The sequence below is a fragment of the Pseudopedobacter sp. genome, from assembly GCF_040392825.1.
Taxonomy (GTDB): domain Bacteria; phylum Bacteroidota; class Bacteroidia; order Sphingobacteriales; family Sphingobacteriaceae; genus Pseudopedobacter.
The window spans coordinates 1-12,566 of the sequence record NZ_JBEBVH010000106.1 but is presented as its reverse complement, the minus strand read 5'-3'; the positions used below and the strand labels follow the sequence as shown (position 1 = coordinate 12,566).

The 12,566-nt window shown below is 37.3% G+C and carries 12 protein-coding genes; 7 read left to right on the top strand and 5 right to left on the bottom strand.

Features of this window, described 5'->3' with window-relative positions:
- Nucleotides 1–89: 89 nt before the first annotated feature.
- From ABWO41_RS09240 to ABWO41_RS09220, 5 genes are all read right to left on the bottom strand, one after another.
- Nucleotides 90–1,088 (bottom strand): zinc-binding dehydrogenase, encoded by a 999-nt coding sequence (locus tag ABWO41_RS09240; protein WP_353136843.1) that lies wholly within the window; start codon nucleotides 1,086–1,088, stop codon nucleotides 90–92.
- A 229-nt stretch (nucleotides 1,089–1,317) separates the two neighbouring features.
- Complete coding sequence (locus tag ABWO41_RS09235; RefSeq protein WP_353136840.1) at nucleotides 1,318–1,926, bottom strand: superoxide dismutase; 609 nt, start codon at nucleotides 1,924–1,926, stop codon at nucleotides 1,318–1,320.
- A gap of 94 nt (nucleotides 1,927–2,020) precedes the next feature.
- Nucleotides 2,021–2,494 carry a nucleoside deaminase gene (locus tag ABWO41_RS09230; RefSeq protein WP_353136846.1) on the bottom strand — a complete coding sequence of 158 codons (474 nt, stop codon included), beginning with the start codon at nucleotides 2,492–2,494 and terminating at the stop codon, nucleotides 2,021–2,023.
- Between the two features lie 196 nt (nucleotides 2,495–2,690).
- Nucleotides 2,691–3,029 carry a tRNA-binding protein gene (locus ABWO41_RS09225; protein ID WP_353136837.1) on the bottom strand — a complete coding sequence of 113 codons (339 nt, stop codon included), beginning with the start codon at nucleotides 3,027–3,029 and terminating at the stop codon, nucleotides 2,691–2,693.
- Between the two features lie 78 nt (nucleotides 3,030–3,107).
- Complete coding sequence (locus tag ABWO41_RS09220) at nucleotides 3,108–3,845, bottom strand: DUF4197 domain-containing protein (RefSeq protein ID WP_353136834.1); 738 nt, start codon at nucleotides 3,843–3,845, stop codon at nucleotides 3,108–3,110.
- A gap of 161 nt (nucleotides 3,846–4,006) precedes the next feature.
- Here ABWO41_RS09220 and ABWO41_RS09215 point away from each other — a divergent pair, with 161 nt between their 5' ends.
- The 7 genes from ABWO41_RS09215 to ABWO41_RS09185 form a co-directional block, all read left to right on the top strand.
- Nucleotides 4,007–4,576, top strand: coding sequence for an RNA polymerase sigma factor (locus ABWO41_RS09215; RefSeq protein WP_353136831.1), 570 nt, complete (start codon nucleotides 4,007–4,009; stop codon nucleotides 4,574–4,576).
- Nucleotides 4,569–5,759 carry a TonB family protein gene (locus ABWO41_RS09210; RefSeq protein WP_353136828.1) on the top strand — a complete coding sequence of 397 codons (1,191 nt, stop codon included), beginning with the start codon at nucleotides 4,569–4,571 and terminating at the stop codon, nucleotides 5,757–5,759. Before ABWO41_RS09215 ends, ABWO41_RS09210 begins: the two co-directional genes overlap by 8 nt.
- 1 nt (nucleotide 5,760) lies before the next feature.
- Nucleotides 5,761–7,623 carry a M1 family metallopeptidase gene (locus ABWO41_RS09205; protein WP_353136825.1) on the top strand — a complete coding sequence of 621 codons (1,863 nt, stop codon included), beginning with the start codon at nucleotides 5,761–5,763 and terminating at the stop codon, nucleotides 7,621–7,623.
- 2 nt (nucleotides 7,624–7,625) lie between these two features.
- Complete coding sequence (locus ABWO41_RS09200; protein ID WP_353136822.1) at nucleotides 7,626–8,213, top strand: Crp/Fnr family transcriptional regulator; 588 nt, start codon at nucleotides 7,626–7,628, stop codon at nucleotides 8,211–8,213.
- Nucleotides 8,214–8,335: 122 nt separating this feature from the next.
- Nucleotides 8,336–9,208: a pirin family protein gene (locus ABWO41_RS09195; protein WP_353136819.1), complete on the top strand. Its 873-nt coding sequence runs from the start codon at nucleotides 8,336–8,338 to the stop codon at nucleotides 9,206–9,208.
- 109 nt (nucleotides 9,209–9,317) lie between these two features.
- Complete coding sequence (locus tag ABWO41_RS09190; RefSeq protein WP_353136816.1) at nucleotides 9,318–10,286, top strand: hypothetical protein; 969 nt, start codon at nucleotides 9,318–9,320, stop codon at nucleotides 10,284–10,286.
- Nucleotides 10,287–10,408: 122 nt separating this feature from the next.
- A partial coding sequence (locus tag ABWO41_RS09185; protein WP_353136813.1) for a Tex family protein occupies nucleotides 10,409–12,566 on the top strand: 2,158 nt, incomplete at its 3' end.

Below are 12,566 nucleotides of genomic sequence, written 5' to 3'. Positions count from 1 at the left end.
TTGTGAGAAGTGTATTTAAAAGAGAATTCTTTTTCCGTCAGAAGACTCTGCTTATTGTATAGGGACTAACTAACTAACTAACTAACTAACTAACTAACTGTCAAAACAATTTTACCGAACTGATCACTATTTTCCATCAATTCCATAGCATCATTTCCGTCTTCTAAATGATATACGCTATCGACTATCGGATGTATCTGGTGCTCCTCTATAAACTTTAATAAATTATTAAAATCATTTGGGGACACCATAGTAGTGCCCAAAATCTGGACTTGTTTCCAGAATATAATTCGTCCGTTCAAAGCGGGCAAATTCCCCGCTGTTCCTCCAAAAAAAACAATTCTTGCTCCCGGATTAACATAATTCAGATGTTTTGCAAATCCTTCCCCTAATGCGCTGTCTATTATCACATCAAAGCCATTCACTTTCTGTAAAAGTTGCTGGTCCCAATCTTCATTTTTATAAATAACCCCATCTATAGCTCCAAGCTTTTTAGCCGCTTCTATTTTCTCCTCATTCCCGGATGTTACATAAACATTAGCTCCTGCTGCAACAGCCCAAAGAATTGCGAATGTAGAGGTGCCTGCTCCGGCACCAACAATCAGTACATTTTCACCTTTCTTTAGTTTTGCTTTTGAAAAAAGCGCTCTGTAAGAGGTTAAGCCAGCCAGAGGAATTGCTGCCGCTTCAACAAAGCTTAAATGAGCAGGCTTCTGATGAATATTTTCTACCGGAACTTTTACAAACTCGGCGAAAGTACCATTTTCGGGCAATCCCAGAATATTAAATTCCTTGGACTGGAAACCTTCATTGCTCCCCCAGTGCAATGAAGGATTGATAATTACTTCCTGTTCCAACAAATGCTTATTTTCCTGATCAAATACATCTGCTACAATACCAGATCCGTCAGAACCTAAAATAATTGGAAATTTTAAGCCTGCATATAAACCTTTCTTAATCCAATAATCCCTGCGATTAAATGAAGCAGCTTTAATTCTAACCAATACCTCACCTTCGCTCAGAATCGGTTTATCTACTTCTTTATATATAAATTGTTGATCTTTTCCTTCTAGTACAAGCGCTTTCATTAACTTCTGATTTTTGCTGCTATAAAAAATATAATGGCTAATATAGCTATAACAACAAAAATACCCACGTAATATCCTGCTTTAAATACTCCTTCAAATAACGAGCAACTACTTAAAAATGTTAAGCAAAATACAGCTATGTAAGACAATGTTTTATTCATGGTAAAAAAATTAAAGGCAGAGGGATTTATTTCCCTCTGCCTTTAATAGCCTTAAATTTAATGCCAAATTATTTTGCTTGAGCAAAACGCTCTGCAACAGCATTCCAGTCAACTACATTCCAGAAAGCTGCAATATAGTCTGGGCGTCTGTTTTGATATTTTAAGTAGTAAGCATGTTCCCAAACATCCATACCTAAAATTGGAGTACCTTGTACTTCAGCAACATCCATTAAAGGATTGTCTTGATTTGGAGTAGAAGTTACTGCTAATTTACCATCGGCACCAACAATTAACCACGCCCAACCAGAACCAAAACGAGTTGCACCGGCTTCGGCAAATTTAGTTTTAAAATCTTCGAAAGAACCAAATGCAGCATTAATTGCTTCCGCTAATTCTCCTTGCGGAGCACCACCTCCGTTTGGACCAATTACTGTCCAGAAAAGTGAATGGTTATAATGACCACCACCATTATTTCTAACAGCTACCGGGTATTTAGAAATATTTTTGTTGATTTCTTCTAATGAAGAATCTGCACCTTCTTTACCCTCTAAAGCTTTGTTTAAGTTAGTAACATAAGCCGCATGGTGTTTTCCATGATGGATTTCCATGGTTTGTTGGTCAATATGTGGTTCCAATGCGTCTGATGCGTATGGTAACGCAGGCAATTCAAAAGCCATAATTTTTATATTTAAAGGTTATACAATAATTAATTATTTTGTTTTTACAAAGATAAATTACCCTATCAAATAATTGTTGATAGATTGTTAAGTTTTATTTTAATCTTTTCTTTAAGAAGAATTCCTTCATTAAAGCAGCACATTCATGTTGCATGATACCCCCTATTACTTTTGTTTTTGGATGCAGAATATTCTTACCCAAACTGCTGTAGCCTCGTTTTTCGTCTATAGCTCCAAATACTATTCTGCTTATTTGGGTCCAGTAAGACGCTCCTGCACACATCACACAAGGTTCTATAGTAACATATAATGTGCAGTTGTGCAGATATTTGGCGCCTATTGAATTACTTGCCGAAGTAAAAGCCTGCATCTCTGCATGTGCCGTAACGTCATTCAAACGTTCTGTGAGATTATGTCCCCTACCTATAATCTTACTATTAGCCACAATAACCGCACCAATTGGCACTTCATCAGCTTCGTACGCCAGAAGCGCTTCCTTATAGGCTTCCTTCATAAAAAACTCGTCGGGATTTATACTTGATTCGTCATCAAAAGAATACAGTCTCATGGTGAATTTTAGATTTGGATTTACAATTTTAGATTTTTTAGCATCATTAGCCAGCGAAAGATTTGACAAAGCATATTCCCGCTCGCACTTAACCTCCTCTTCCAAATAACAGAAATGGTACTGAAATTAAGGTTGAATTTTGATGAACATCCGGCTTCTAATTGTCTTTATTTACTTCTTTTCTCACACCTCATCTTCAGCATAATTTTGTTCCATTGGGTACATTCCTTTCAGTAGTAGTTATGACGACATTACCATTTTCATCATGAAACCCTGTAAGCAGAAATTCGGACATGAACTTGCCTATCTGCTTTTTTGGGAAATTGACTACACCTACAATTTGTTTTCCCAACAGATCTTCTTTAGTATAATGTGCAGTAATCTGGGCACTACTTATTTTTATACCCAACTCTCCAAAATCTACGTGTACTTTATAAGCAGGTTTCTTTGCCTCTGGAAAATCCATTACTTCTACAATTGTTCCGACTCTTAATTCGACTTTTTCAAAGTCATCCCAACTTATCAGATTAGTCATTGTTTATTAAGTTTCAATAGCCTTATTCCCAGACTGTATTTAGTTCGTTAACCTTCAGTACCTGTTGCCGTTCTCTTTTTACTTCTTTTGCTGGTCTGCATAAGCAAATACCTTTTGCATTAAAGTCGTAGATCTGGCCCCCACATTTTCTCTTATTCTCAATTCTTCTGCTGCAACTTCCACAAATAATCCCTGTATGGCTTTTTCTGTCACATAAGCTGTTAAATCTGTAGTTACAGGTTTTACCATGGGAATCTTATTATAAGCCGTTGTTAATTCTGTCCAGTATTTAGTAGCTCCAACCTTTCCTATACTGGTATTAACAATTGGCTTAAACTTCTGCGTAAGCGATGCAGTGGTTGTTCGCTTAAAATACTGAGTAGCAGCATCCTTATCGCCAAGGAGTATGTTGGTAACATCCTGAAATGTCATTTGCTTAATTGCATTAACCAAAATAGGCTTTGCTTCCTTTGCCGCATCTTCTGCTGCTCTGTTTAAGCTTGTTATTACATTATCGCACAATGTATTAAATCCTAAAGAGCGCAGCGTAGATTCTACTTTTCTGGCTTCTTCAGGCATTAAAATTTTAACAGCCGCATTTCCCAAAAATCCGTTTGTAGCAGAAAGCTTTCCTGTACTGGCTCCGGCACCATTTTCTAAAGCCTGTTTCAACGCTGTACCTATTTCCGTACTGGTTGGTGTTCCCAAAGCATTTACTATTGTACCTCCATATTGATTTGCGACCTGATTTAAACTATCGCAACCGGAAATTAAAAAAGTACCCGTAAGTAAGATTATAGTTACTATTTTCTTCATTATTAAGTTTTTTTGCAAATTTAAAAAACTTAGTTGTTCTTAGAATGTTTTGGGCAAAAATCATTTTATATGTAACGATTATAGGATTTTTTTCGTTATAATAGGGATAATGTTTTTGTTTTTTTAAAACATTCCATTTCGGCTTAATTTTTAGCATTTAGATGAATATAGCTTCTACCAACAATAAAACAAACGATCTGGATCAGGAATGGATAGCGGAATATAAAACATCTGGAGACTTAGCAGCATTAGGTCGTCTTTACGAACCCTATATGCCTTTGGTATATGGAGTGGCACTGAAACACTTTCGGGACGAGGAGCGAAGCAAAGACGCTGTGATGCAAATCTTCGAAGATCTTATCGAAAAAATAAAATCCCATAATATCAATAATTTTAAAAGCTGGCTTTATGTCCTTTCTAAAAACCATTGTCTAATGGAATTAAGAAAGGAAAAATCTGGTTCTGTAAATTTTGAAGAAAATTTTATGGAATTCGAACCTTTTATGCATCTTTCTGAAAAAGAACAGACTGAGATGCAGCTTTTAGCTATGGAAGCCTGTCTGGAAACACTTAATTTAGAGCAGAAACAAACGATAAGCTTATTTTATTTACAAGAGAAGTGTTATGCAGAAGTAGCTATCGAAACGGGATACGATATCAAAAAAGTAAAGAGCTATATACAAAACGGTAAAAGGAACTTAAAAATTTGTTTGGAGAAACAACGTGAATAAGGAAAGCCAAGATATTGATTTAATTGAAAAATATTTCCGCGGCGAGCTAAACGCTTCTGCTATGCATAACCTGGAAAAACGGGCTTTAGAAGACCCTTTTCTCGCAGAGGCAATGGAAGGTTATGAAAATTTTCCCCACAACAGCAATTCTCTGAATGAATTAAAAGTTAGACTAAAAAGCAGAGTAGACAGTAAACCTCAAAAAACAGAACAACCTTTTAATTTAAGATTGTGGTCTGTAGCAGCCTGTGTTGTTATATTAATCGGTCTTTTCAGTATATACCTTAACCAACCAAAAGAAACTAATTTTGCGGAACCTATAACCAAATCTACGCCTCGAATTCCAGCTCCCGCTATTATAGAAAATAAAGATCAGCCTACAGACGGCGAAATTGTTGCAGAACCAATAGAAGAGATTATATCTAAGGCAGAATCTGTTGCTTTAAGTAAACAAAAAATCACGAAGGATACCACCCCCGTTTCTGATGATATTATTATTGAGCAACTTAAAAAACCAGAAATAGCATCATCAATTATCGCTTCTACCGAACCTTCTGTTACCATTGCTCAGAAAGAAGGCTTTATGGCCCCCGAACCCCTGGCCGGAATAGCCAGTTCCAATGCCGTATCTGCCAGATTAACGAAAGAATCTGACACTACAACCACTAAAGGAAAGATAAGAGATTTAACCACTGCCAAAGCAATTAATGGTGTAGTGGTTAAAGATTTAAAAACCAATATCAGGGTAGTCACAAACGAAAATGGCGAATTTTTCTTCCCATACAAAGTGAGTAAAATTGGTATATATGCAAATGGTTACCAAAACAGGGAAATAGAGTTGGGGCCTTTACAAGAGATAAATATCAATTTAAACCCGGCAATATCGGCACAACATCCTGTAAGAAATATCAGACGTGGCACTGTAGTGGGACCTTCCGATGGTTGGACAGCTTTCAGAAAATACCTGAACGAAAATAATGAACTGGAAAGCGGAGAAACTGGCCATGTTATTGTGGAGTTTATTATAAAACCTAGTGGAGAGCTATCTGATTTCAAGATACTTAAAAGTCTAAGCAAACTTGCAGATGCAAGAGCTATCGATCTTGTTAAGAACTACCAGTATTGGCAAGGTTCTTCGGACGGTTATTCTAACCGGGTAAAGGTAACTGTAAGATTTAAATAATATGCTTAAAAAGTCCGTAGCGCTACTTTTTGTGCTGACAACAGTAATGTGCTGCAAACAAAACGATAAAAAAACAGAACAACTTGTTATAGATCCACATAGCTATGCAGAGCCTCAACATGTTTCTGTAAAACATCTGGATTTAATTTTAGAAGTCGAGTTTGATAAGCAGCTTATTAATGGAATCGCAACATGGACAATAGAAAACCATACGCAGTATGACGAAGTCGTTTTTGACACAAAAGGTCTCACTGTCCATAAAGTTATTTTAGATGATGCCGAAAATGAAGAACCATTTTTTGCACTTGGCGACGAAGATGAGATTTTCGGTCAGCCACTGAGTATTCAAATTAAACCTGGCACCAGGAAAGTAAGCATTTATTACACTACTTCCCAAAACGCAGAAGCTTTACAATGGGTGACACCACTTCAAACTTTCGGCAGAGAACATCCTTTTCTATACACACAGTCACAGGCTATTCTGGCAAGATCCTGGATTCCTTGTCAGGACAGCCCCGGAATACGCTTTACCTATACGGCAAGAGTTAAAGTACCAAATCAGTTTTTAGCTTTAATGAGTGCCGAAAATCCGCAACAGCGCAATAGCGAAGGAATTTATCAATTTAAACAAGATCACCCGATCCCTTCTTATCTTATGGCATTGGCTGTAGGAAATCTTACTTTTAAAAAGATAGATAATTTGTGCGGTGTTTATGCAGAACCTCAAATGATAGACAAAGCAGCTTACGAATTTTCCGATGTTGGCAAGATGGTTAAGGCTGCCGAAAGTCTGTATGGCAAATATTTATGGGGTCGTTACGATCTTCTGGTTCTGCCACCGAGCTTTCCGTTTGGTGGAATGGAAAATCCTGTTCTTACGTTCGCTACACCAACCGTTATTGCTGGAGACCGGTCCCTTGTAAATTTGATAGCACATGAACTGGCACATAGTTGGAGTGGTAATCTGGTTACCAATGCTTCTTGGAATGATTTCTGGCTTAACGAAGGCTTTACAGTTTATTTTGAGCGACGGATTATAGAGAAGTTGTATGGAAAAGAAGAGGCCAACATGCAGGAAGTTCTGGGCTATAAAGATCTGGAAAATGGCATAAGCGACTTTGGTCAAACACATCCGGACACCAGGCTGAATCTGGATTTAACAGACAGAAGTCCTGATGATGCCGTTACCGATATTGCATATGAAAAGGGATTTCTCTTTTTAAAAAATATTGAACTGGCAGTAGGCAGAGAAAAATTCGATAAATTTTTAAAGCATTATTTCTCTAAATACGCTTTCAAAAGTGTAACCTTAGAAGACTTCGAAAACGAGTTGAACAATTACTTAATAAAAGGCAATGAAAACTTAAAAACTGCAATTAATGCTTATGGGTGGATTTATCAACCGGGACTTCCTAAAAATGCAAAGCTTCCGCATAGCGCAAGATTTGATACCATAGATGCGTTAAGTGTGAACTTTTTAAAAGACGAGCTTCAAGCCCCTTTAAACAGAAATATTAAGAGTACAAATGAAAAGCTTTATTTTATCCGCTCATTACCCGATAGTATAAACATACAGAAACTTCAATACATTGACAGCGTTTTCCATTTTACCACATCGCATAACAGTGAAATACAATATGCCTGGTATTTATTAGGAATAAAAAAGAATTATCAACCGGTATATCCTTATCTGGACACTTTTCTGAATACCGTTGGACGGAGAAAATTCATAGAACCACTGTACGGTGAACTTCTGAAAAATAAAAAAGACAAAAAACTGGCCGAAGATTTTTATCAAAGAAATCGTCCGAATTATCATGCTGTCTCTACACGCACTATCGACAAACTATTTAATAAAAAATAAGAGTGGAAGAAGCTATATTTATTTTTAAAAACTATATACAGCAATCTGCTCCAATAGACGAAAGTGGGTTTGAACAATTAAGCAAATACTTAAAGTCTAAAAAAGTTGTAAAAGGCCAGCTTTTACTAAGAGCCGGCGAAGTTTGTAAGAATTCCTTTTTTACCGCCAAAGGGCTTTTACGGTCATATACTATAGATAAGCAGGGAAAAGAACACATTATCCAGTTTTCGCCGGAAGGTTGGCTTGTGGCAGACCGTAGCAGCTCATTCTTTAACGAACCTTCGTTTCTCTACATAGATGCCATAGAAGATTCGGATATTGTTTATATAGACAATCTGTTTTTTGACGAGCTGAGCAAACAGTGCAGTGATTTTTCATTGTTTAACATTAACTCTCTACATCATCACATCAAACAAATCCAGAATCGTGTTAATTTACTGCTGGGAGCCTCTGCCGAAGAACGATATCTGGATTTTATCAGATTATATCCCGAATTACTGATGCGAATCCCACAATGGATGATCGCATCTTATTTGGGAATCACGCCAGAATCTTTAAGCCGTGTTCGAAAAGAACTCTACCGGAAATGATGTTACTCATGAACTATGGACCATGGACTATAGACCACATACTATCACCCTCTTTCTTAACATACATCAATGCGTATCATCTTTTTCTGGTTTAACTTTGTAATACAAAAAAAGGAGATATCATGAAAACCAGAAAAATTGAAGCTGTTTTATCACCAAGAGATCCTCACATGGTAGGTGATGGATTCAGAGTACATAATTTTATTCCAAGCATGTATCCACTAAGCAGAGAAAGAATGAGCCCTTTCATTATGCTGGATTATAATTCTAAATTCTATTTTCCGCCAACCAACCAGCCAAGAGGTGTAGATGTTCATCCGCACCGGGGTTTCGAGACTGTAACTATTGCCTACAAAGGCAGCGTTGCACATCATGACAGTGCGGGAAACAGCGGAGTTATTAAAGAAGGTGACGTACAATGGATGACTGCTGCTTCTGGTATTTTACACAAAGAATATCATGAAAAAGAATTTAGTGCCAAAGGTGGATTCTTCCAAATGGTACAGCTTTGGGTAAATCTGCCGGCAAAGGATAAAATGTCTGCTCCAAAATATCAGGAAATCACAAACGAAAATATAAAAAGGGTAACATTAGACAATCAAGATGGTGAGGTAGAAATTATAGCAGGAAACTACAACGGCATGAATGGTGCTGCGAGTACATTTACTCCAATCAACCTATTAAATGTCTCACTTAAAAAAGATGGAAAAGCAAATTTCAGTTTCCCCGAGAATTACAACACAGCACTCTTAGTTATCGAAGGAACAATTATCGTAAACGATTCAAGAAAAGTTGCCGGAGACCATTTTGTTTTGTTTGAAAATGAAGGCGAAGATTTTCAGATAGAAGCTATAGAAGATGCAAAGGTATTGGTATTAAGCGGTGAACCTATTAACGAACCAGTCGTATCTCATGGCCCGTTTGTGATGAATACCAGAGAAGAAATTAATCAGGCATTTGAGGATTTTTACGCAGGAAAATTCGGTAAGCTTTAATAATTATTAATTCATTATACAAAAAGCTGTTCGAAAGACAGCTTTTTGTATTTATACCCGTGTATCATAACAATCACAAAAAGCGTAAGGGTAATAAAACTTAAACTGTATGCGAATATGTTTGCCCTTCATGGTTATCGTTACAAGTTTAATGCTATTCTCATGTGCCAGTATAATTAACGGGCCGAATACACGAGTTCAAATTAATTCTGAAAACTCATTGAAAGTAGTCGTTCAGAATGATACCATTAATATCGATAAGTCCGCCATTATAAACCCCAGAAGAAGTTCACAAGCACTTTCATTAAAAATTATCACGCCTGACACGAGTTTTGTAAGCAATATTCAGCCTGTAAGCTCTCTTGCCTACTATTTTAATATTACGGCATTTGCAGGTTACGGCTTGGGATTTCTAGTAGACCGGTCAAAAGACAAAAGATACACCTATCCTATCAAACTTTGGGTAAAAGGTGATAAAATATATGATTACGATCATAAAAATCCCGAATTCGCCTTTAGTGGTATCATCAAGGTGACAGCCAACAATTTATTTGATTTTAATGATTTCCTTGAACCTTCTGTTTATTACGAAAGAAAGTTAAACAACTATTCTTCTTCTACCTTTGGCATCGGTGTTCCTGTCAATCAGTTTAACATTAGAAGAGCTCCAAAAGGCTTTAGGCTTGGCTACGAGCATAAATTCTATTTTCAAAACAAAGCACCATTCGGCCAATATATTGGTTTAGAATTTAGTCATCTTTGGATTAAGCACCTTGCCGAATTCGGCTTTATCAACGAAGATATAAAAAGAGAATGGACCGGGTTGTTTGGGCCCAATAATCAGAAATATGAAGAATGGGTCCAGGTACATAAGAAAACCTATACATTCAATGTAAAATATGGGTACCAGCAAAAAATCATTAATCGCTTTTTTATTGATCTTAGTGTGGGATTAGGTTTAAAAAACAGGGATATTAAACACACTGGCAGATCTAGACCCCAAGACGCTTTCCTTCAGCTTGGTTCGATATTTTCAATGAATACGCTGAAGTTAAAGAAGGAAACACCTGGAGAATGACGCTCCCTTTTAGCCTTAAATTAGGCTATAGCTTTTAATAGCTGACAAAAAGATATTCTAAAATTTATTTTGCCCCTTTACCTTATTTTCACAACTTCGCTTCCACTTAAATAGAAAAACAGATGTCAGATAAGCATATTTATATTGTTGCACAGGAATTGAGCATAGGAAGCAAACAAGTGAGTGCAACGCTTAATCTATTGGATGAAGGTGCTACTGTACCCTTCATTTCACGATATAGAAAAGAATTAACCGGCAGTCTGGACGAAGTTCAGGTCACTGCAATCAGAGACAGGGTACAACAATTAAGAGAACTGGATAAAAGAAGGGAAACCATCTTAAAGTCTATAGAGGAACAAGGTAAATTAACAGACGAGCTAAAGGCACAAATTGAAGCCGCAGAAACCATGTCTGTTCTGGAAGATATTTACCTGCCTTACAAACCTAAACGTAAAACCAAAGCATCTGTGGCCAGAGAAAAAGGTCTGGAACCTTTGGCGCTTTCTATTTTAGAACAGGATAAAAACTCACCGGAAGAAGAAGCCGAAGCTTTTATAAATGAGGAAAAGGGTGTTCAATCTGCAGCAGAGGCACTACAGGGTGCAAGAGACATTATTGCAGAAAATATAGCGGAAAATGCAGAAGCAAGGGCAAAAATAAGAGAACTGTTTTTACAAAAAGGCACTTTCAAATCAGAAGTATTTAAGGGTAAGGAAGAAGAGGGGATTAAATACAAAGACTATTTTGAATGGGAAGAACCTATCAGCTCTGCCCCTTCACATAGAATTCTGGCTATGAGACGTGGCGAAAAAGAACTGATATTGAAACTGGATGTGCTTCCCCAGGAAGAAGATGCCATTGAAATATTAGAAAGACAATTTATTATCGCCAATAATGCAAAATCTGCGCAAGTGCAACAGGCTCTGGAAGATGGCTACAAACGTCTGTTGCGTCCGAGTATGGAGACAGAAGTTCGTTTATTAACCAAACAGAAGGCAGATGAAGAAGCTATTTTGGTTTTTGCCGAAAATGCCAGACAGTTACTTTTAGCAGCTCCTATGGGTCAGAAAAATGTTCTGGCTTTAGACCCTGGCTTTAGAACCGGTTGTAAATTGGTTTGTTTAGACAGACAAGGAAAGCTTTTAGAAAATACTACTATTTATCCGCATACCGGTGCAGGACAACTTAAAGAGGCAGAACAAACGCTAAATTACCTGGTTAAAAAACACGAAATTGAGGCTATTGCTATCGGAAACGGAACAGCTAGCAGAGAAACCGAAGAATTTGCAAGAAAGCAAAATATTCCGAATGTACAGATAGTGATGGTAAACGAGAGTGGTGCTTCTATTTACTCGGCATCCGAAGTAGCCAGAGAAGAATTCCCAAATCATGATGTAACTGTTAGAGGAGCTGTGTCTATCGGCAGAAGGTTAATGGATCCTTTGGCAGAACTGGTAAAAATCGATCCAAAGTCTATAGGAGTGGGTCAGTACCAACATGATGTAGACCAGAATAAATTACAGACTTCGCTGGACGATACTGTAATTAGCTGTGTAAATGCCGTTGGCGTAGAATTAAATACAGCTTCTAAACAAGTATTAGCCTATGTATCCGGTTTAGGTCCGCAATTGGCTCAAAATATTGTCGAATATAGAAACACAAATGGTGCTTTTAAAAATCGGGCTTCATTAAAAAAGGTACCCCGTTTAGGAGAAAAAGCCTACGAACAAGCAGCCGGCTTTTTAAGAATCAGAAATGCGGAAAATCCATTGGATGCAAGTGCAGTACATCCGGAGCGCTATAATCTGGTTGAACAAATGGCTGGGGATCTAGGCTGTAAAGTAGAAGACTTAATGAAAAATGAGTCTATAAGAAAACAAATAGACCTAAAAAAATACATAACAGACGAAGTGGGTTTACCTACACTTCAGGACATCTTATCCGAGTTGGCAAAACCCGGCAGAGACCCTCGTGAGCAATTCGAAGCTTTTGCTTTCGCAGATGGTATAAATACGATCAGCGATTTGAGAATTGGGATGAAATTACCAGGTATCGTAACCAATATTACCAATTTCGGAGCTTTTGTTGATATAGGCGTACATCAGGATGGTCTCGTTCATTTAAGCCAAATGGCAGATCGCTTTATTTCTAATCCTAACGAAGTAGTAAAGGTACAACAGCGTGTTGAGGTAACCGTAACCGAAGTGGATATTACGAGAAATAGAATTGGATTATCTATGAAAGGAAATAGTCCGGTAAAAAAATCTGAAAAACAACAGG